General features: G+C 61.7%; 17 protein-coding genes and 4 tRNA genes. 17 read left to right on the top strand and 4 right to left on the bottom strand.

Annotation, left to right across the window (positions count from 1 at the left end; all coding sequences use genetic code 11):
* Window positions 1-53: 53 nt before the first annotated feature.
* Both GCN74_RS04025 and kefC read left to right on the top strand, forming a co-directional pair.
* Complete coding sequence (locus GCN74_RS04025; RefSeq protein ID WP_152255436.1) at window positions 54-1835, top strand: M14 family metallopeptidase; 1782 nt, start codon at window positions 54-56, stop codon at window positions 1833-1835.
* An 84-nt stretch (window positions 1836-1919) separates the two neighbouring features.
* On the top strand, window positions 1920-3740 hold the full coding sequence (kefC, locus tag GCN74_RS04020; protein WP_152255435.1) for a glutathione-regulated potassium-efflux system protein KefC: 1821 nt from the start codon (window positions 1920-1922) through the stop codon (window positions 3738-3740).
* Window positions 3741-3805: 65 nt separating this feature from the next.
* Here the strand turns inward: kefC and pepF are convergent, their stop codons facing one another.
* The 4 genes from pepF to GCN74_RS04000 all read right to left on the bottom strand — a co-directional run bounded on the left by pepF (window position 3806) and on the right by GCN74_RS04000 (window position 8082).
* Window positions 3806-5686 (bottom strand): oligoendopeptidase F, encoded by a 1881-nt coding sequence (gene pepF / locus GCN74_RS04015; RefSeq protein WP_152255434.1) that lies wholly within the window; start codon window positions 5684-5686, stop codon window positions 3806-3808.
* A 179-nt stretch (window positions 5687-5865) separates the two neighbouring features.
* Window positions 5866-6756, bottom strand: a complete 891-nt coding sequence (gene ttcA, locus GCN74_RS04010) for a tRNA 2-thiocytidine(32) synthetase TtcA (protein WP_413541523.1) — start codon at window positions 6754-6756, stop codon at window positions 5866-5868.
* Between the two features lie 77 nt (window positions 6757-6833).
* Window positions 6834-7232: a dihydroneopterin aldolase gene (locus GCN74_RS04005; protein ID WP_034783508.1), complete on the bottom strand. Its 399-nt coding sequence runs from the start codon at window positions 7230-7232 to the stop codon at window positions 6834-6836.
* A 64-nt stretch (window positions 7233-7296) separates the two neighbouring features.
* Window positions 7297-8082: an SDR family oxidoreductase gene (locus GCN74_RS04000; protein WP_152255433.1), complete on the bottom strand. Its 786-nt coding sequence runs from the start codon at window positions 8080-8082 to the stop codon at window positions 7297-7299.
* Window positions 8083-8184: 102 nt separating this feature from the next.
* Here GCN74_RS04000 and GCN74_RS03995 point away from each other — a divergent pair, with 102 nt between their 5' ends.
* The 15 genes from GCN74_RS03995 to rplL all read left to right on the top strand — a co-directional run bounded on the left by GCN74_RS03995 (window position 8185) and on the right by rplL (window position 19560).
* Window positions 8185-9336: a class I SAM-dependent methyltransferase gene (locus GCN74_RS03995; RefSeq protein ID WP_152255432.1), complete on the top strand. Its 1152-nt coding sequence runs from the start codon at window positions 8185-8187 to the stop codon at window positions 9334-9336.
* Between the two features lie 149 nt (window positions 9337-9485).
* Window positions 9486-10565, top strand: a complete 1080-nt coding sequence (locus tag GCN74_RS03990; RefSeq protein ID WP_152255431.1) for a J domain-containing protein — start codon at window positions 9486-9488, stop codon at window positions 10563-10565.
* A 63-nt stretch (window positions 10566-10628) separates the two neighbouring features.
* Entirely contained in the window at window positions 10629-12224 is a 1596-nt protein-coding gene (locus GCN74_RS03985) for a DUF3369 domain-containing protein (RefSeq protein ID WP_152255430.1), read from the top strand.
* Between the two features lie 122 nt (window positions 12225-12346).
* Complete coding sequence (locus GCN74_RS03980) at window positions 12347-13993, top strand: tetratricopeptide repeat-containing response regulator (RefSeq protein WP_152255429.1); 1647 nt, start codon at window positions 12347-12349, stop codon at window positions 13991-13993.
* 222 nt (window positions 13994-14215) lie between these two features.
* Window positions 14216-14300: transfer RNA gene (locus GCN74_RS03975), tRNA-Tyr, on the top strand.
* A gap of 62 nt (window positions 14301-14362) precedes the next feature.
* Window positions 14363-14436, top strand: a tRNA-Gly gene (locus tag GCN74_RS03970).
* Window positions 14437-14479: 43 nt separating this feature from the next.
* Window positions 14480-14554, top strand: a tRNA-Thr gene (locus GCN74_RS03965).
* Between the two features lie 88 nt (window positions 14555-14642).
* The gene (gene tuf / locus GCN74_RS03960) at window positions 14643-15833 is read left to right on the top strand and encodes an elongation factor Tu (RefSeq protein WP_152255402.1); all 1191 of its coding nucleotides are present in this window, start codon (window positions 14643-14645) and stop codon (window positions 15831-15833) included.
* A 66-nt stretch (window positions 15834-15899) separates the two neighbouring features.
* A tRNA-Trp gene (locus GCN74_RS03955) sits at window positions 15900-15975 on the top strand.
* A gap of 32 nt (window positions 15976-16007) precedes the next feature.
* Window positions 16008-16391 (top strand): preprotein translocase subunit SecE, encoded by a 384-nt coding sequence (gene secE, locus GCN74_RS03950; RefSeq protein ID WP_010394308.1) that lies wholly within the window; start codon window positions 16008-16010, stop codon window positions 16389-16391.
* Window positions 16391-17017, top strand: a complete 627-nt coding sequence (nusG, locus tag GCN74_RS03945) for a transcription termination/antitermination protein NusG (protein ID WP_076565135.1) — start codon at window positions 16391-16393, stop codon at window positions 17015-17017. Before secE ends, nusG begins: the two co-directional genes overlap by 1 nt.
* Before the next feature lie 114 nt (window positions 17018-17131).
* Complete coding sequence (rplK, locus tag GCN74_RS03940) at window positions 17132-17566, top strand: 50S ribosomal protein L11 (protein ID WP_034783246.1); 435 nt, start codon at window positions 17132-17134, stop codon at window positions 17564-17566.
* The gene (gene rplA, locus GCN74_RS03935; protein ID WP_034753134.1) at window positions 17566-18261 is read left to right on the top strand and encodes a 50S ribosomal protein L1; all 696 of its coding nucleotides are present in this window, start codon (window positions 17566-17568) and stop codon (window positions 18259-18261) included. Before rplK ends, rplA begins: the two co-directional genes overlap by 1 nt.
* 320 nt (window positions 18262-18581) lie before the next feature.
* Entirely contained in the window at window positions 18582-19121 is a 540-nt protein-coding gene (gene rplJ, locus GCN74_RS03930) for a 50S ribosomal protein L10 (protein WP_034753621.1), read from the top strand.
* Window positions 19122-19188: 67 nt separating this feature from the next.
* Window positions 19189-19560, top strand: a complete 372-nt coding sequence (rplL, locus tag GCN74_RS03925) for a 50S ribosomal protein L7/L12 (RefSeq protein ID WP_152255428.1) — start codon at window positions 19189-19191, stop codon at window positions 19558-19560.
* The last annotated feature ends 44 nt before the right edge of the window (window positions 19561-19604 follow it).

Genomic DNA, 19604 nt, shown 5'->3' with positions numbered 1-19604 from the left:
CGCGCCCTCCTTCTATAATTGCCCGCTTGTCCTCTCTCGATGGAGTCTGACCCATGCTACGCCACGCCCTGCTGTCCACCGCCCTGTTCACCGCCTTTGCCGCCAGCGCGCAAGCCGCCCCCGCCTTGACGACGGTGGCCGAGCGCTCCGCTTTCCTGCAGACGGGCCGCTACGCGGAAGTGGAAGCCTTGTGCCGGCAGTTCCAGGCGCGCTATCCGAAGCAGGTGCGCTGCGTGGAGTTCGGCCGCACGCCGGAAAACCGTCCCATGCTGGCGCTGGCCGTGACGAATACGGGCGCCCTGACGCCGGCCGAGGCGGCGCGCCGCAAGCTGCCCGTGCTGCTGGTGCAGGGCGGTATCCATGCAGGCGAAATCGATGGCAAGGATGCGGGCTTCCTGGCCTTGCGCGAAGCGCTGGAGGGCAAGGCGGCGCCCGGCGCGCTGGACAAGCAGGTGCTGCTGTTCGTCCCCGTCTTCAATGTCGATGGCCATGAGCGCTTCGGCCGGTGGAACCGTCCGAACCAGCGCGGTCCCGTGGAAATGGGCTGGCGCAGCACGGCGCAAAACTATAACCTGAACCGCGAATACATGAAGGCCGATACGCCCGAGATGCAGCACATGCTGGCGCTGGTCAATGCCTGGGATCCGCTGGTGTATGTCGACCTGCACGTCACCGATGGCGCCCAGTTCGAACCGGACATCTCGATCCAGGTCGAACCCGTGCATGCGGGCGATGCGGCCCTGCGCGTGGCCGGCACGGCCTTGCGCGACCAGGTGCTGGCCGACCTGGCCAGCCAGGGTTCGGACCCGAAGCCGTTTTACATTTCGTTTGCCGAGAACGACAATCCGCAATCGGGCTTTGTCGATTCGGCGCCGAATCCTCGCTTTTCGCACGGCTATTTCCAGTTGCGCAACCGCTTCGGCATGCTGGTGGAAACCCATTCGTGGAAAGACTATCCGACCCGTGTGCGCATCACCCGCAACACCATCGTCTCGCTGCTGTCGCAAGTGGCGCAGCACGGCGCGCAGTGGCGGCAGACGGCGCTCGAGGCGGACCGGCGCGCAATGCAGCTGGCCGGCGCTACCTTGCCGTTGACCTACAAGACGACGGACAAGAGCCGCATGATCGCGTTTCGCGGCTACGCCTACACGCGCACGCCGTCCGAGGTGTCGGGCGCGCTGATGACGCGCTACGACGAAACCACGCCGCAGATCTGGAACGTGCCCCTGCGCGACGAGATCGTGCCCGACCTGCAGCTGGCCGCGCCGAAGGCCGGCTACCTGGTGCCCGCCGCGCAGGCGCAGATGGTGGCGGCCAAGCTGCGCCAGCATGGCGTGTCGTACCAGGTACTGGCTGGCGCGCCCGGCAAGCTGCCGGTCGAAGCCTTTCGCGCCACGATGGTGAAATTCGGCGCGCAGTCGTTCGAAGGGCGCCAGACGGCAAGCGTGCAGGGCGAGTGGCAGAAAGAGGAGCGCGCGGTCGGCGCGGGCGCGCTGTACGTGCCCGTCAACCAGGCCAAGGCGCGCCTGGTGGTGGCCATGCTGGAGCCGCGCGCGCCCGATTCCCTGCTGGCCTGGGGCAGTTTCAATACGGCCTTCGAGCGCAAGGAATACATGGAGGAATACGTGGCCGAAGACGTGGCGCGCGCGCAGCTGGCGGCCGACCCGGCGCTGGCCGCGCAGTTCCACCAGAAGCTGGCCAGCGATCCCGCGTTTGCCGCCAGCCCGGCCGCGCGCCTGGAATTCTTCGCCCGCCGCCATGCTTCGTGGGATGAGCGCCTGAACCTGTATCCGGTGCTGCGCACGGATGTCGCGCCGGCCGGCGTCGCGCAATAAGCGACATTTCCCGGCCCGGGGCAAACCGGGGCCGGGCATTTCAGGCATGATGTCGCTTCATCCACATCTCTGCCTGGAACCCGCATGGAACACCACAGCTTTCTCATTAACATACTGTTTTACCTGGTGGCGGCCATCATCATGGTGCCGCTGGCCAAGCGCCTGGGCATGGGCGCCGTGCTGGGGTACCTGGTGGCCGGCGTCGTCATCGGTCCCTGGGGCCTGGGCCTGATCAAGAATGTCGAGGTGATCCTCAGCTTTTCCGAATTCGGCGTGGTGCTGCTGCTGTTCTTGATTGGCCTGGAGCTGGAGCCGAAGCGCTTGTGGCTGCTGCGCCGCCCCATTTTCGGCTGGGGCGGGGCGCAGGTGGGCGTCGTCAGCGCGGGGCTGTGCGCCGTGGCCATGGCGTTCGGCGTGGACTGGCGCACGGCGCTGGTGGGCGCGCTGGGGCTGTCGCTGTCGTCGACGGCCATCGTGCTGGCCACCCTGGGCGAACGAAAACTGATGAGTACCCCGGCCGGTTCCGCCGGCTTTTCCATTTTGCTGTTCCAGGATATCGCCGCCATTCCCATGATCGCGCTGGTGCCGCTGCTGGGCGGCCTGGTCACGCATAGCGGCGAGCCGGGCTGGCTGCGTGTGGCCAAGCTGGCCGCCGTGCTGGCCGCCCTCGTGGTGGGCGGGCGCTTTCTCGTCAACCCCATCCTGCGCTTCATCGCCAAGACGGACTTGCGCGAAATCTTCACGGCTTTTGCCCTGCTGCTGGTGATCGCCATTTGCGTGCTGATGGAGTCGGTGGGCCTGTCGATGGCGCTGGGCACCTTCATGGCGGGCGTGCTGCTGGCCGACTCCGAATACCGGCATGAGCTGATCAGCGACCTGGAACCGTTCAAGGGACTGTTGCTGGGCCTGTTCTTCATCGCCGTGGGCATGTCCGTCGATTTCGGCGTGCTGCGCGCCCAGCCGCTGCTGATCCTGGCCCTGGTGGCGGGCCTGCTGGTGGTCAAGATCGCCTTGCTGTATGTGCTGTCGAAGTTTTTCGACATTCCCCGCGGCCAGCAGCTGTTCTTCGCGCTGTTGCTGTCGCAAGGCGGGGAGTTCGCCTTCGTCGTGTTTGCCGCCGCCGAGGCCGCGCATGTGTTTGCGCCGGAAACGGCCGCGCTGCTGGTCGTGGTGGTGACCCTGTCGATGGTGGCCACGCCCTTGCTGCTGCTGTTGCACGATAAATTTGTCGCGCCGCGCCTGCAAGGCGACAAGAAGCGCCGCCCCGACGACCATATCGAGGCGCAGGACAATCCCGTCGTCATCGCCGGCTTTGGCCGCTTTGGCCAGATCATCGGCCGCCTGCTGGCGGCGAACAAGATCGGCGTGACGGTGCTGGACCACGACCCGGACCAGATCGACCTGCTGCGCAAGTTCGGCTTCAAGGTGTTTTATGGCGACGCCACGCGCGTGGACCTGCTGGTGGTGGCCGGCATCGAGAAGGCGAAGGCGCTGGTGATCGCCATCGACAATGTGGACGACAGCCTGGCGCTGGTCGACGCCGTGCGCCTGCGCTTGCCCGAACTGACGATACTGGCGCGTGCGCGCAACGTCACGCATTACTATGAATTGATGAAACGGGGCGTGACCCTGATCGAACGCGAGACCTTTGCCGCCGCCTTGCTGCTGGGCGAGCAGACCTTGCAGCAGGTGGGCTACAGCGCGGAGCGGGCGCAGCGCGCGGCCGGCATCTTTGGCCGGCATAACCTCAAGACCCTGCTGGAAGTGGCGCCGCACTTCCAGGACCAGCAAAAGGTCATGTCGCTCACGCGCCAGGCGCGCGAGGAGCTGGAAGACATGTTCGAGAGCGATGCGGCCGCGTTTGCAGCGGCTGAAACTTCGGGGTCAGACCCTCAACACCGCTAACACAGAGGCTTGCGCTAACAATAGAGGGGGCCTGACCCCAGCCTTCGCTTGGGGTTTGCTAAAGCTTACTTCCCCCGTTTGCTTTCAATCGCCTCGATCTGGTCCATGATGCCGTTCATGCGCGCCACCAGCGCCTGGTACGGTTTCGGCGAGGCCAGGTCGACGCCGGCCGCCTTCACCAGCTCATACGGGTAGGCCGAGCCGCCGGAACCGAGCATCTTCAGGTAGGCGGCCAGGGCGCCCGGTTCCTTGTCGAGGATGCGCTGCGCGAAATCCTGCGCCGCCGCGATCGAGGTGGCGTACTGGAACACATAGAAGCCGTGATAGAAATGCGGCACGTACGCCCATTCCAGCGCGTAGGCGGGATCGATGCTCATGACGCCTTGCGCTGCGCCGTGGTAGCGCTGGAGGATGCCGGCATAGATGGCCGTGATCTCTTCGCCCGTCAGCGACTCGCCCTTGTCCACCTTGCCGTGGATGGCCGCTTCGAATTCGGCGAACATGGCCTGGCGGAAGAAGGTGCCGCGCAGGTTTTCCAGCGCCGCGCCCAGGTACAGCAGGCGCTCGTCGTCATCCTTGGCCTGCTTCAGGCGCGCGTCGAGCAGCAGCGCCTCGTTCGTCGTCGAGGCGATTTCCGCGACAAAGATGCTGTACGGCGCATAGATCGACGGCTGCGCCTTGTTGGCCAGCACCGAGTGCATGGCGTGCCCCCATTCGTGCGTCAGGGTGCTGACGGCTTCGTAATTGTCCGTGTAGTTGAGCAGCACGAACGGATGCACGTCGTACGCGTCGCCATTCATGTAGGCGCCCGCCACCTTGCGCGGGCGCGGGTACACATCCATCCAGCGCGCCTCCACGGCCGACGCGAGGGCCTTGACGTAGTCGGGGCCCAGCGGCGCGACGGAATCGAGCATCATCTGCTTGCCGTCGGCCAGCGGGAAGCTGCGGTCGCTTTTCAGCAGCGGCGCATAGATGTCGTAATACGCGAGGTCCTGGATGCCCAGCATGCGCGCGCGCAGCTTGAAGTAGCGGTGCAGGGTGGGCAGGTTGGCATTGGTTTGCGCGATCAGGGTCTGGTAGACGGCCGGCGGCAAATTGTCGGCGTCCAGCGCTGCGCTTTGCGAATCGGCATAGCGGCGCACCTTAGCATACGCGGCATCCGTTTTCAGCTGGCCGTACAGGGTTTCGCCGAACGTGCGTTCATATTCTTTCCATTTGCCGAAGAAGGCGTCGAACACCAGCTTGCGGTCGGCGCGCTGGTCGTCGCCGCGATACTTGGTGTAAGCCGCCTGGTCGAGACGGACCTCTTTACCGTCCGACAATTTGATGGTGGGCCACGGGATTTCCGCATTGGCCAGGGTGCGGTAGACGCTGGCGGCCGAGCTGGTCGCCAGGCCGAATTGCGCCACCAGCTGTTCACCCGCCGCGTACAGCGTATGGGGTGCGCTGCGCAACATGTTGCTCAATTGAAAACGGTACAGTTGCAAACCCTTGTCCTTGGCCAGCATGGCATCGACGCGCCTGGCGCCCAGGGCGAGGATTTCCGGCTGCAGGAAGGTGCTTGCCTGGGTGAATTCGTTGCCCAGCAGGGCGGCGCGCTGGTTCAGCTGGTTGCCCTTGCTGTCGCCCGTATCCTGGTCGTAATACTGCGCCGCATACGTGTACAGCATGTTGACGCGCTTGCGCGCATCGGCGTACAGGTCCAGGCAGCTTTTCAGGCGGGCCGGCGACGCCAGCTGCCCCTTGCAGGCGTCCAGCTGCTGCAGCTGGGCCGACAGTTTTTTCGCATCCGCGTCGAACGCGGCGTCGTTTGCATACAGCGCCGTCAGATCCCAGCGGTCGGCCTGCCTGTCAGTCTGGGCTGGCGCAGGAGCGGCAGAGGCGGTGGCGAGGCTGAGGGCAAGCAGCGAGAACAGCAGGGGGCGCTTGAGCGCGGATGGCGTCATGGTTCATTCCAGTGAGGTTGTCGGAAGAATGCGTGCTGACCGCCGGGCAGGGACGTGCGCGCGACACGCCGCGTACCGGCAGAGTTGCCTACGGTACAGCAAATGAGGGGAGGGGGAAAGAGGCGGGGCGCCGCCACCTGGGCGGTGGCGGCGAAACAACACGGGCTGAGAACAGCCGATTACAGCGGTTGCAGCGGGATCGTGCCGAAGGTGGTGGGCGTCGAGCACGGCTCTTCGTCGAACGCGATGTCGCCCATGGGGTTGGCCACGCCGTCCGCCTTCAAATCCTTGAAACCGAACAGTTTCGGGTCCATCAGGTGCGATGGCGCCACGTTCGACAGGGCCGAGAAGATGCTTTCCACGCGGCCGGGGAATTTCTTGTCCCATTCGCGCATCAGGCCCTTGATCTGCTTGCGCTGCAGGTTTTCCTGCGAACCGCACAGGTCGCATGGAATGATGGGGAAGCCCTTGACTTCCGCATAGCGCTGCGTGTCTTCTTCCTTCACGTAGGCCATCGGGCGGATGACGATGTGCTTGCCGTCGTCCGACTGCAGCTTGGCCGGCATGCCTTTCAGTTTTCCGCCGAAGAACATATTCAGGAAGAAAGTTTCAAGAATGTCATCGCGGTGGTGGCCCAGGGCGATCTTGTTGGCGCCCAGTTCGTCGGCCACGCGGTACAGGATGCCGCGGCGCAGGCGCGAGCACAGCGAGCAGGTGGTCTTGCCTTCCGGAATCAGGCGCTTGACGATGCTGTAGGTATCCTGGTTTTCGATGTGGAAAGCCACGCCCAGTTCCGTCAGGTAGGCGGGCAGGATTTCCGGCGGGAAGTTCGGCTGCTTCTGGTCCAGGTTGACGGCGACGATATCGAAGTGAATCGGCGCGCGCTCGCGCAAGGTCATCAGGATGTCCAGCAGCGCGTAGCTGTCCTTGCCGCCCGACAGGCACACCATCACCTTGTCGCCGTCTTCGATCATATTGAAATCGCCGATGGCCTGGCCCACGAGGCGGCACAGGCGCTTGTGCAGCTTGTTGTTTTCCAGGGCGATCTTTTCCGCCTTCTTGCGCGCCATTTTCTGCGCTTCCACGTTGGCGGGAATCTCCACGGCGGCCGTCATCGGTTCCATCACTGCGGCATTGTTCATGTTGCTCATGCTTCATCCTTGATCTTGAATACTTCCACGCCCACGCCTTCGCAGTCGGGATACACGTCCGGCTTCATGGACGACACGCGCGCGGCGCGCACGCGCGGGTGGGCCAGCATGGCGGCCAGCACGTCGTCGACCAGGCTTTCCTGCAGCTGCACGTGGCCTTGCGCCATGCGCCTGGCGATGGTTTCGCGCATGAAGTCGTAATCGACCACTTCTTCCAGCTGGTCATCCTTGGGCGTCGACAGGGCCAGGGGAATGTACAGGTCGACGTTGATGAGGACGCGCTGTTCGCCCTTTTTCTCGAAGTCGTAGACACCGATGTTGATGAGGACTTCGTAATTGCGCAGGAACAGGCGGCGGCAATCGGCCAGGCGGGGGTGGGACAGGGCGGACGACATAGTTTTACCTTTTAGGGAATGCTGGAATACTCGTTTTTTGTTGCGTATGCGGTAGGGCTGCTGATTATTTGGTCAAAAACATGACGTCGCGCGGCAGCCCGATCAAATGCTGGCCGCCATCGACCAGCAGGGTCGTGCCCGTCAGCGCACGCGCGCGGGCCACGTAACAGACGCTGTCGGCCACATCCTCGGGCGTGCTGGAGCGTCCCAAGGGCGTGTTTTCATGTGCCTTGGTAAAGTTCGCTTCCGTTTGCTCGCCGGAGACCAGGGTGATGCCGGGGGCAATGCCCACCACGCGCACTTTCGGCGCCAGCGCCTGGGCCAGCATGGTGGTCGCCGACAGCAGCGCCGCCTTGGACAGGGTGTACGACAAAAAATCAGGATTGAGATTGTACAGTTTTTGGTCCAGCAAGTTGATGACCACGGCTTGTTCTCCCTGCGGCGTGGCCTGGTACAGCGCTTGCGCCAGCAGGATGGGGGCGGCCAGGTTGGCGTGCATGTGGGCGTCCAGCGCGGCGACGGAAAAATCGCCCGCATTGTCGTATTCAAACAACGATGCGTTGTTGACGATGCAAGTTACCGTTCCCAGCACCGCCTGCGCCTGCGGCAGCAGCTGGCGCACGGCGTCTTCCTGCGCCAGGTCGCAGGGCAGGGCGTGGGCGCGGCGGCCCAGCGCGGCGATTTCCGCCACCAGGCTGAGCGCTTCGTCGCGCGAGTCGCGGTAATGGACGGCGATATCCCAGCCGTCGCGCGCCAGGCCCAGCGCGATGGCGCGGCCGATGCGGCGCGCCGCGCCCGTGACGAGGGCGACGCGGGGAGTGCTGTGTGGCAGTGTCGATGCTGGAGTCATGTCTTTATTTACTGTGCTTGTGTGTGAAGTGCGCATGGCCGCCTCGGCCGGTGCCATGGCTGCTACTGGCGCCGTGGCCCGCCGATTCGCTACAATGCGGGAATGTCTCTTCCCGCACCCGATAGCGACGCGCTGGCCGCGTCCCATGCCTTGCAGCACCAGATTGCCGCCGAAATCGCGCGCAATGACGGCGCCATTCCCTTTGTCCGCTTCATGGAGCTGGCGCTGTACGCGCCTGACCTCGGCTATTACAGCGGCGGCGCCGCCAAGCTGGGCAAAGATGGCGATTTTACAACCGCGCCGGAGATTTCTCCCCTGTTCGGCGCCACCCTGGCTCATGTGGCAGCCGCTATTATGGCGCAAACGGCTCCGCGCATCCTCGAATTCGGCGCCGGCACGGGCAAGCTGGCCTTCGATATCCTGACGGAAGCGGCCAGCGCCGGCATCCATATAGAACAGTATGCAATCGTCGAACTGTCCGGCGAATTGCGCGCGCGCCAGGAGCTGGCGCTGGCCGCCTTCCCGCAAGTGGTGTGGCTTGACGGCTTTCCCGACAGTTTCGACGGCGCCGTGTTCGGCAATGAAGTGCTGGACGCCATGCCCGTCAACCTGATCAGCAAGACGCCCGCCGGCTGGTGCGAACTCGATGTCAGCATTGCCGATGGCCAATTCGTCTTCGTCGAGCGTCCGGCCGGCGCCGAGGTGGCCGCGCAGATCGCCGCCCAGGTGCCCGAGGCCGATGCCTTGCCTGTCGGCTACGTCACGGAGATCCACGGCGTGGCTTGCGGCTTCATGCGCTCGCTGGCGCGCATGCTGACCAATGGCAAGGGCGGCGCGGCCGTGCTGTTCGACTACGGCTTCCCGGCGCACGAGTATTACCTGGACCTGCGCGCCACGGGCACCCTGATGTGCCATTACCGCCACCACGCGCACGCGGAACCGTTTTATCTGCCCGGCTTGCAGGACATCACGGCCCACGTCGACTTCACGGCCATGGCCGTGGCGGCGCAGGATGCGGGTCTCGATGTGCTCGCTTACATGAACCAGGCTTCCTTCCTGCTGGGCTCGGGGCTCGGCGACTTGCTGCTGCGCACCGATCCCCAGCAAGTCAAGACCTATTTGCCGCAGGCGAGCGCCGTGCAAAAGCTGGTTTCGCCAGCCGAGATGGGGGAATTGTTCAAGGTGCTGGCCGTGGGCCACCGCGTGGAGTTGCCGGAAGCGCTGTTGTCCGCTGACCGCAGCCATCGCCTGTAAGCGCCTGCAATATCAAGGCAGGGCAGTCTCGCCCTGCAATTTCCTGTTTGCCGGTGGTTATTATCTTGTCATATCGTATATGATGACCGACACAGCACGGTTCCATCCTGCAAGAACCCGTCGCCGCGCACCGATTTCAAGATAGAACGATGGGAAAGATACATACACACTATGACAACCTGAAAGTGGCGCGCCTGGCGCCGCAGGAAGTCATACGTGCCGCGTACAAAGCCCTCAGCCAGAAGTACCACCCGGACAAGAATCCCGGCGATGAAAAGGCCGCCCGCATCATGGCGATCCTCAACAGCGCCTATGGCACTTTGTCCGATCCGCAACGGCGCAAGGAACACGACGAGTGGATCGCTGCCGAGGAGTGGGAAATCGAATGGCTGGAAAGCACCCACCAGGAAGAAGGCAAGAGCCGCGATGGCCGCGCGAAAAGCCATGGACAGCCACATGAACATGCCTGGGCGCAGGATGTGCCGCCGCCGGCGGGCAAGCCGCGGCGCGGCATGCAGCCCGTCTGGCGCAACTGGCGCTGGTGGCTGAGTTTGCTTATCTGCCTGTTGCTGGGCTGGCTGGGCGCCTTGCTGATGCTCGACACTTCGCAGCCCATGCCTGCCGCGCTGGCCTCGGCCTGGAGCGGGCTGGCCCGCGATGGCGCCAAGCCCCATGCGCCGGCGGCCAGTGCTGCGCCGCCATCGAAGGGCGAGCCCGTGGCCGTCGACAGCTGGGCGGTAGGCAAGCCGTATGCGCCCGAACCCCAGCAAGCGAAGACGCCCGAGATCCGCGTGCTGGCCGTGTCCCAGCTGAGCCTGAAAGCCATCCAGCCCGCCTGCGATGGCGCAAGCAAGGCAGAGTCGGCATCGCTGGTGGCGCCGAATGGCGAACCGTGGCCCGTGCATTCCGGCTATGTCGATGGCTTCCCGATCGGTAACAAGGGCGAGGAGCTGGCCGTGAGCATCGACAACAGCAGCAATGCGGCGCCCGTGTTCGTCAAGCTGTATGACACGGAGCGGCGCTCGAACGTGCGCTACCTGTACATCCTCGCTTACGACAAGCTGCTGGTGGAGCAGCTCAGCGCGGGCAAGTATGAAGTGCGCTACCAGGCCGTCGGGCCCGGCCAGGACAGTTGCGGCAGCAGCGCGCGCAGCGGTGCATCGGCCGCCACGCCGGCGCCAGCCGCTGGCGACGACGGCGCGAAGAATCCTGTTGTAAGCAGCATCTAATCTGATTATGCTTGAAAGGCGTCAACGCAGCGTCCACATCGAACTTATCCATTAGGAGTATTCATGACCGACCTCAAAGCCGATGCAGATGATAACTGGCTGCTCGACGAGGATGAGCCGGTGGCCATTCCTGCCGGGCTGGCCGCGCCCGACCAGCGCCTGTGGCGCGTGCTGATCGTCGACGATGACGTGGACGTGCATGCGGTAACGCGGCTGGCGCTGCGCAATGTCAGTTTCAAGGGCCGCGAACTGGAACTGTTTTCCGCCTACAGCGGCCGCGAAGCATTCGAGATCCTGCGCGACACGCCCGATATCGCCCTGGTCCTGCTCGATGTGGTGATGGAAACGGACGATGCGGGACTGATCCTGGCCAAGCGCATCCGCGCCGATCTGAACAATTCCATCGTGCGCGTCGTGCTGCGCACGGGCCAGCCGGGCCAGGCGCCCGAGCAGCGCGTCATCATCGAATACGACATCAACGATTACAAGGCCAAGACGGAACTGACGACGCAGAAGCTGTTTACGACCGTTATCTCGGCCCTGCGCGCCTACGAGAGCCTGATGATGCTCGAGCGCAGCCGCATCGGCCTGGGCAAGATCCTGGCCGGCGCCACCAACCTGTACCAGATCCATTCCCTGCGCGAATTCGCTTCCGGCGTGCTCAACCAGGTCAGCGCCATCCTCGACGTGGGCGCCGACGGCGTGCTGTGCCTGATGCAGGGCGGCGCGGGGCGGCCCGAGGTGGTGGCCGCCACGGGCACCTATGCCGTGCTGGCCGAATCCGAAGCCATGCCAAGCGACCATGCGCTCACGTCCACCATCGACAAGGCGTTTGCGGAAAAGCGCAGCCAGTTCGAGCATCCGGCCAACGTGCTGTTCATCCATACGGAAGGCAACCGCGAGCTGGCCATCTCCGTCACGCCGCCGTGGCCGCTGGCGCAGATCCAGCGCGACTTGCTGGAAGTGTTTTGCCAGCGCATCGCCGCCGCCTTCGACAACCTGTACATGTTCGGCCAGCTGCGCAAGGCGCAGGAAGCCACCGTGGTGGCGCTGGCCGACCTGGCCGAGTTCCGCGACAGCGACACGGGCGGCCACGTGCGGCGCGTGCAGCAATTGTCCGACGCCATCGCCCGCCGCATGCAGCAGCGCGGCGTGTATGCGGACGAGCTCACGCCGCAGCTGCTCGACATGATCGGCCTGGCCAGCATCCTGCACGACGTGGGCAAGGTGGCCACGCCGGACGTCGTGCTGCTGAAGCCGGGCAAGCATACGGACGAGGAACGGGCGCAGATGCAGCTGCATGCCAGCGTCGGGCGCACCATCCTCGAACGGGCCGCCAACATGGTCGACGGCGTCAGCTACCTCACGTATGGCGCGCAGATCGCCGGCGGCCACCACGAGCATTTCGATGGCGCCGGCTATCCGAACGGCCTGAAGGGGCGCGACATTCCCCTCGCCGCGCGCATCGTTGCCGTGGTCGACGTCTTCGATGCCTTGCTGCACGAGCGGCCCTACAAGGAGCCGTGGCCGTATCCGCAGGTGCGCGAATACATCGAACAGCGCCGCGGCAGCCAGTTCGATCCGGAAGTGGTGGCGGCGCTGCTGGACCTGATCGACCATGAGCCGCAACTGTGGCATCCGGAGCGCGCCATCGCCTGAGTTGGCGTTTTTCGGCACGCCGCCATTCCCTTGTGCGCGGCGCCGTCATATACTCGGCAGCCTCATGCTGGCCGGCGCCACACACCAGTGTGGCGCGCCGCGGAGTTTTCGGACATCACGACATGAAAGAACTCAAGGGCCTTAGCGCACTGATCATCGAGCCGCATCCGGGCATGCGCGCCAGCTTGCACAATATGCTCAACCTGTGCGGCCTGGCGAAGATCGATGACGCGGCCAGCTCGGGCCAGGCGATCCGCATGCTGGGCAGCAAATCGTATGACCTGATCCTGTGCGAATACGATCTCGACGGCGGGCAGGATGGCCAGCAGATGCTGGAAGACTTGCGCCACCACAAACTGATGCATGCGTCGACCATGTTTTTCATGGTCACGGGCGAAGGCAGCTTCGCCAAGGTGGTCAGCGCCGTCGAGCTGCTGCCCACCGATTACATCCTCAAGCCATTTACCGCTGACAACATGCTGGAGCGTATCGGCCGCGCGCTGGACAAGCGCAATGCCTTCGTGCCCGTGTACGAGCTGATCGACGTGGGTAACGAGCGCGCGGCGATTGCCGCCTGCGCCGAGGGCGCCAGCCTGTACCCCCGCTACGCCACGGATTTCCTGCGCCTGCGCGCCGAACTGCATCTGCTGCTGGGCGAGGCGGCCGACGCCGAACCGATCTACGCAGCCTTGTATGACGCCAAGGCCATCGGCTGGGCGCGCCTGGGGCAGGCCAAGACGCAATTCCTGCTGGGTGAATACGAAGCGGCGCAAGGCATGCTGGAAGGGCTGCTGGAAAACAACAAGCGTTTCCTCGACGCGTATGACTGGCTGGCGCGCACGCACCTGGCGCAAGGCAAGCCGGACCTGGCGCAGGCGGCCCTGAGCGAGGCGGTGGCCCTGTCGCCGCACGCCGTGCGCCGCCTGCGCCGGCTGGGCGAGGCGGCCCTGGCGGCCGACGATATCGATATGGCGGAAAAATCCCTCAAATTGGTGGTCAGCAAGGCCAAGTATTCGGAATTCCGCGACCCGGAAGACCATGTGCGCCTGGTGCAGACCCTGGTGCGCAAGGGCGATCCCTTGCAGGTGGGGGCCGTGATCCGCGATCTCGACAAGTCGATGGGCGGGCAAAAGAATGCGGAACTGTGCAGCGCCCTGTGCAGCGCCATGCTGCATGCGCATACGGGCAACGAGGCGCGCCTGCAGCAATCGCTCGATGCGGCGCTGGCCGCCAACCGCCACAGCGTGGGAAGCTCGAACATGCTGAAAACGGAACTGGCGCGCCACTGCCTGGCCCATGGACGCGAAGACGGCGCGGCCGAGGTGATGCGCGAAGTCATGCGCAATGCGCCCGACAGCGCCGCCATGACGCGCGCCATGGCCGTGTTCGAGCAGGCGGGGTGCGAAGAGCTGGCCAAGGCGCTGGCGCGGCAAAGCCGCCAGGAAGTGGCCGACATGGTGGCGGCCGGCGCCGCCAGGGCGGGCGAGGGCGATTTCCGCGGCGCCGTCGATCTGATGGGCGAAGCCGTCACGCGCCTGCCCGACAATCCGCAAGTGGTGTTCAATGCGGCCGTGGCCGTGCTGAAATGCCTGGAGCACGAAGGCTGGGATGAACGCATGGGGCAGCAGGCGCTGACGTTTATTGCCGGTGTGCGCCGTCTGGACCCGCGCAACCCCAAATTGCCCGTCCTATCGGGCCTGCATCAGCAGTTATTGCGTAAATATAAGCCACACGGCAACACCTGGATGCATCCGCCTGACGCCCGGTAAAAGGGGAAAATGACGGGAAAATGCGGCTTGCCGGCAGGCGAGATAAAAAAAATGCGAAAAAAGACGACTTTTTCGCGCCAACCCTTGCACTTTCTCAAATCGGGAGCTTATAATCACGCCCCGAAGCAGCCAACTTCTTCTTTATACGCAAATGCAGCAGTCAGGCATCAGTAAATAAGGTTGACAGTTGTGAGTAGATGCTTCATACTCTGCGGTTCCCGCGGAGGGGTGGCCGAGTGGTTAAAGGCGACAGACTGTAAATCTGTTCTCTATGAGTACGCTGGTTCGAATCCAGCCCCCTCCACCAAGTTTTTGCAAGGAAAACTGGGTAGTAGCAAAAGTAAGTGAAGATAAAGTGAACGATACCTCGCGGGTGTAGCTCAATGGTAGAGCAGAAGCCTTCCAAGCTTACGACGAGGGTTCGATTCCCTTCACCCGCTCCAGTTTCCGTTCAGATGCTTGATGCATCGCATGCAACAAATTACAGCCCTTGTAGCTCAGTGGTAGAGCACTCCCTTGGTAAGGGAGAGGCCACGTGTTCGATCCACGTCAAGGGCACCAGAATTCGCAGCAGGCAGCACAGAAGCAATTCAAACCAGACCGTCGGGCGTGTGCCTGAGCAATCTAATCAAATCATTAGGAGTTCAAAATGGCAAAAGGTAAATTCGAACGGACCAAGCCGCACGTCAACGTCGGCACCATCGGCCACGTCGACCACGGTAAAACCACGCTGACCGCTGCAATCGCAACGGTTCTGTCGAAGAAATTCGGCGGCGAAGCTAAAGCATACGACCAGATCGATGCAGCGCCAGAAGAAAAAGCGCGCGGTATCACGATTAACACCGCCCACGTCGAGTACGAAACGGAAACGCGTCACTACGCGCACGTTGACTGCCCAGGCCACGCCGATTACATCAAGAACATGATTACCGGTGCCGCGCAGATGGACGGCGCGATCCTGGTGTGCTCCGCAGCTGACGGCCCAATGCCACAGACCCGCGAACACATCCTGCTGGCCCGCCAAGTTGGCGTTCCATACATCATCGTGTTCCTGAACAAGTGCGACCTGGTCGACGACGCAGAGCTGCTGGAACTGGTTGAAATGGAAGTGCGCGAGCTGTTGTCGAAGTACGAATTCCCAGGCGACGACCTGCCAATCATCAAAGGTTCGGCACGTATGGCGCTGGAAGGCAAAGAAGGCGAAATGGGCGTTGATGCAGTGCTGCGTCTGGCCGATGCGCTGGATGCCTACATCCCAACGCCAGAGCGCGCTGTTGACGGTGCTTTCCTGATGCCAGTGGAAGACGTGTTCTCGATCTCGGGTCGCGGCACCGTGGTGACCGGTCGTATCGAGCGCGGCATCATCAAGGTCGGCGAAGAGATCGAAATCGTCGGTATCACCGATACCGTCAAAACGACTTGCACCGGCGTGGAAATGTTCCGCAAGCTGCTGGACCAGGGTCAAGCAGGCGACAACGTTGGTCTGCTGCTGCGCGGCACCAAGCGTGAAGACGTGCAACGTGGTCAAGTTCTGGCAAAGCCAGGCTCGATCAAGCCGCACGCCCACTTCACCGGCGAGATCTATGTTCTGTCGAAAGACGAAGGTGGTCGTCATACGCCATTCTTCAACAACTATCGTCCACAGTTCTACTTCCGTACGACGGACGTAACCGGTTCGATCGAGTTGCCAGCAGACAAAGAAATGGTCATGCCAGGCGATAACGTGTCGATCACCGTCAAGCTGATCAACCCGATCGCGATGGAAGAAGGTCTGCGCTTCGCTATCCGCGAAGGCGGCCGTACCGTCGGCGCCGGCGTGGTTGCAAAAATCATCGCATAAGGAAATGTTATGCTTCCACCCGGGGCGTCCTGGGTGGTAGAATAGCACTCCTCGAAAGTTTTACGTAGGGACGTAGCTCAATTGGCAGAGCGTCGGTCTCCAAAACCGAAGGTTGGGGGTTCGATGCCCTCCGTCCCTGCCACCGTCAAGGTGCAGGGCACCGAAAGTAGAAAAATGTCAAATCAATCCGTGCAAACCGTTAGCACGTCGAGTGACAAGATAAAAGTCGCGCTGGCAATAGTGGCTGCGATTGCAGGAGTAGTCGGGTTTTATTACCTGGCAGGCCAACCAGCTCTGGTGCGTGCAAGCGCGCTTGTGGCTGGTTTGGTTATTGCTGTTGCGCTCTTGTATGTCTCGACGACCGGCCGTGAATTTCTCAATTTCGCCAAAGAAGCTGTGCGCGAAACCAAGAAAGTCGTTTGGCCTACCCGCAAAGAAGCCACGCAGATTACTGCGATCGTGTTTGCCTTTGTGCTGGTCATGGCGATTTTCCTGTGGGGCACGGATAAATTGCTCGAGTTTTTGTTGTATGACGTAATTCTGGGTTGGAAAAAATAATGAGCGAAAATGTGCATGATGAAGCGGCGGACGAGTCCGTTCCGGGCGACGCTCCGGTAGCGGATACTGGTGCAGCGCTGAGCGTGCCAGTGAGCAGCAAGCGCTGGTATGTCGTGCATGCTTATTCCGGCATGGAAAAAAGCGTCATGCGCGCACTGACCGAGCGCATCGAGCGCGCGGGCATGCAAGACCAGTTCGGCCAGATCCTGGTGCCGATCGAAGAAGTGGTCGAAGTTAAGAATGGCGTCAAGTCCGTCACCGAACGTCGTTTCTATCCTGGCTATGTGCTGGTTGAAATGGAAATGACGGACGAGAGCTGGCACTTGGTGAAGAATACCAGCAAGGTTACCGGTTTCATTGGTGGCAAGTCGAACAAGCCGACGCCGATCTCCGCGCGCGAAATCGATGCCATCATGCGCCAGATGCAGGAAGGTGTTGAAAAGCCCCGTCCGAAGACCTTGTACGAGGTGGGCGAGCAAGTCCGCATCAAGGATGGTCCGTTTACCGATTTCAACGGCAATGTCGAAGAAGTCAACTACGAGAAATCCAAGGTGCGCGTCTCGGTCACCATCTTCGGCCGCGCTACCCCGGTAGAGCTCGAATTCGGCCAGGTCGAAAAAGTTTAAGTTGTATCAGCGCCACCAGGAGCGCCGCGGCAGTCTCAGCGAAATCCGGTCAGAGGAGCCCCGCCAGGGTAGGATCGGCGGGGCGCTACTACTCAATCCAAGATAGGAGCCATCATGGCAAAGAAAATCATTGGTTTTATCAAGCTGCAAGTGCCAGCTGGTAAAGCAAACCCATCCCCACCAATCGGTCCAGCTCTGGGTCAACGTGGTCTGAACATCATGGAATTCTGCAAAGCGTTCAACGCGCAGACCCAAGGTATGGAACCAGGCATGCCGATCCCAGTCGTGATCACCGCGTTTGCGGACAAGTCCTTCACGTTCGTGATGAAGACGCCTCCAGCAACCTACCTGATCAAAAAAGCTGCTGCGATCACCAAAGGTTCGCCGAAGCCACATACCGACAAAGTCGGTACGCTGACCCGCGCACAAGCTGAAGAAATCGCTAAATTGAAAACCCCTGATCTGACCGCTGCCGACATGGATGCTGCTGTGCGCACCATCGCTGGTTCCGCTCGTTCGATTGGTATCACGGTGGAAGGTGTTGTATAATGGCTAAGTTATCCAAACGTATCAAGGCTTTGAAAGCCAAAGTCGACCGTACCAAAGTGTACGCTTTCGACAACGCTGTCGCTCTGATCAAAGAGTGCGCAACGGCCAAGTTCAATGAATCGATCGACGTATCGGTACAACTGGGTGTAGATCCTAAGAAATCCGACCAAGTGGTGCGCGGCTCCGTCGTGCTGCCAGCTGGTACCGGCAAAACCGTACGCGTGGCAGTATTCGCGTCGGGCGAAAAAGCTGAAGCTGCCAAAGCAGCCGGCGCCGACATCGTTGGTATGGAAGACCTGGCTGAGCAGATCAAAGCCGGCGACATGCCTTTCGATATCGTTATCGCTTCGCCAGATACCATGCGTATCGTTGGTACCCTGGGTCAGATCCTGGGCCCACGCGGCATGATGCCTAACCCGAAAGTCGGCACTGTTACTCCTGACGTCGCTACCGCCGTGAAAAACGCGAAAGCCGGTCAAGTGCAGTACCGTACCGACAAATCCGGTATCATCCACGCTACCATCGGCCGTAAATCGTTCGCTGACGCAGATCTGAAATCGAATCTGGTCGCACTGATCGACGCACTGAACAAAGCCAAGCCAGCATCGAGCAAAGGCGTGTACCTGCGCAAGGTTTCGCTGTCGTCGACCATGGGCGCTGGCGTCCGTGTTGACCAGGCTAGCCTGGCAGCCTAAGTAACAGAATCAAGTCCTGTAGCGCCTTCGGGCGCTGCGGGCGCATCTTTGGGCTGTCTGCCCGGTGTTCGCACCAGGCAGGCAGACAATCAAAGACCGTTGGGCCGACTGTGATTGCACATGCAGAAGGTTAATAGGCTTGCCGGCAACGGCAAGTGCCCAACGCAGATGGTGTACCCGAACAAGTTTTGTAGTCCTCATGCTGCGTGAATCCATCCGCTCAGTTTAGTACTTCTTGACTTCGGACGCCGTGTTCGAACCGATGCAAGGCGCTCAACCACTCGGTTGTGATTGCCGAACATCATTTAAGGAGGTTGACCGTGAGTCTCAATCTGAATGACAAAAAGGCCGTCGTCGCCGAAGTTTCCGCACAGGTAGCAAATGCGCAAACGATCGTCGTGGCCGAATATCGTGGCATCCAGGTTGGTCACTTGACGCAACTGCGTGCTAAAGCGCGTGCCCAAGGCGTGTACCTGCGTGTGTTGAAAAACACTCTGGCTCGTCGCTCCGTTGAAGGTACCGCATTCGCCAGCCTGGCAGATGCCATGACCGGCCCGTTGATCTACTCGATCTCGGCCGATGCCGTTGCAGCAGCTAAAGTCATCGCTGACTTCGCTAAAACCAACGACAAACTGGTCATCAAAGCAGGTAACTACGCAGGCAAGCCGCTGGATACAGCTGCTGTCACCGCGTTGGCGAGCATTCCTAGCCGTGAAGTCCTCATTTCGCAGTTGTTGGGCGTTATGCTGGCTCCGGTTTCGGGCTTTGCACGTGGTCTGGCTGCCCTGGCAGCGAAAAAAGGCGAAGGCGCCGAAGCTCCTGCAGAAGCAGCAGCAGAAGAAGCCCCAGCAGCCGCTTAATTGCGCGCGCTTTTTTCTCTCAGTACCAATCTGATGTAACTAACGTAATAAATTTAGGAGTTTCAAAATGGCAATTAGCAAAGACGATATCCTGGAAGCAGTTAGCGCCATGTCCGTAATGGACCTGAACGACCTGGTTAAAGCATTCGAAGAAAAATTCGGCGTGTCCGCAGCAGCGATGGCTTCGGCCGGTCCTGCAGCAGGCCCAGCAGCAGCTGCTGAAGAGCAAACCGAGTTCAACGTTGTTCTGGACACCTTCGGCGCAAACAAAGTTGGCGTCATTAAAGCAGTTCGCGAAATCACCGGCCTGGGCTTGAAAGAAGCTAAAGACCTGGTCGACGGCGCACCAAAAACGCTGAAAGAAGCAGTGTCGAAAGCTGATGCAGAAGCAGCAGTTAAGAAACTGGTAGAAGCCGGCGCAACCGCTTCGATGAAGTAATATCTGTACCGGCGTCAGTTAGCGCCCGAGTCAAAGTCTGAGGT

Origin of the sequence: Janthinobacterium sp. FT14W, from assembly GCF_009208755.1 — a bacterium.
GTDB classification, from domain to species: domain Bacteria; phylum Pseudomonadota; class Gammaproteobacteria; order Burkholderiales; family Burkholderiaceae_D; genus Janthinobacterium; species Janthinobacterium violaceinigrum.
The sequence above is the reverse complement of the archived record's forward strand: the minus strand, read 5'-3'. Positions and strand labels throughout refer to the sequence as shown.

Bases quoted from the DNA above. Each gene is read 5' to 3' on its own strand.
- GCN74_RS04025 (WP_152255436.1), top strand. From the start codon at position 54: ATGCTACGCCACGCCCTGCTGTCCACCGCCCTGTTCACCGCCTTTGCC.
- kefC (WP_152255435.1), top strand. From the start codon at position 1,920: ATGGAACACCACAGCTTTCTCATTAACATACTGTTTTACCTGGTGGCG.
- pepF (WP_152255434.1), bottom strand. From the start codon at position 5,686: ATGACGCCATCCGCGCTCAAGCGCCCCCTGCTGTTCTCGCTGCTTGCC.
- ttcA (WP_413541523.1), bottom strand. From the start codon at position 6,756: ATGGCGCGCAAGAAGGCGGAAAAGATCGCCCTGGAAAACAACAAGCTG.
- GCN74_RS04005 (WP_034783508.1), bottom strand. From the start codon at position 7,232: ATGTCGTCCGCCCTGTCCCACCCCCGCCTGGCCGATTGCCGCCGCCTG.
- GCN74_RS04000 (WP_152255433.1), bottom strand. From the start codon at position 8,082: ATGACTCCAGCATCGACACTGCCACACAGCACTCCCCGCGTCGCCCTC.
- GCN74_RS03995 (WP_152255432.1), top strand. From the start codon at position 8,185: ATGTCTCTTCCCGCACCCGATAGCGACGCGCTGGCCGCGTCCCATGCC.
- GCN74_RS03990 (WP_152255431.1), top strand. From the start codon at position 9,486: ATGGGAAAGATACATACACACTATGACAACCTGAAAGTGGCGCGCCTG.
- GCN74_RS03985 (WP_152255430.1), top strand. From the start codon at position 10,629: ATGACCGACCTCAAAGCCGATGCAGATGATAACTGGCTGCTCGACGAG.
- GCN74_RS03980 (WP_152255429.1), top strand. From the start codon at position 12,347: ATGAAAGAACTCAAGGGCCTTAGCGCACTGATCATCGAGCCGCATCCG.
- tuf (WP_152255402.1), top strand. From the start codon at position 14,643: ATGGCAAAAGGTAAATTCGAACGGACCAAGCCGCACGTCAACGTCGGC.
- secE (WP_010394308.1), top strand. From the start codon at position 16,008: ATGTCAAATCAATCCGTGCAAACCGTTAGCACGTCGAGTGACAAGATA.
- nusG (WP_076565135.1), top strand. From the start codon at position 16,391: ATGAGCGAAAATGTGCATGATGAAGCGGCGGACGAGTCCGTTCCGGGC.
- rplK (WP_034783246.1), top strand. From the start codon at position 17,132: ATGGCAAAGAAAATCATTGGTTTTATCAAGCTGCAAGTGCCAGCTGGT.
- rplA (WP_034753134.1), top strand. From the start codon at position 17,566: ATGGCTAAGTTATCCAAACGTATCAAGGCTTTGAAAGCCAAAGTCGAC.
- rplL (WP_152255428.1), top strand. From the start codon at position 19,189: ATGGCAATTAGCAAAGACGATATCCTGGAAGCAGTTAGCGCCATGTCC.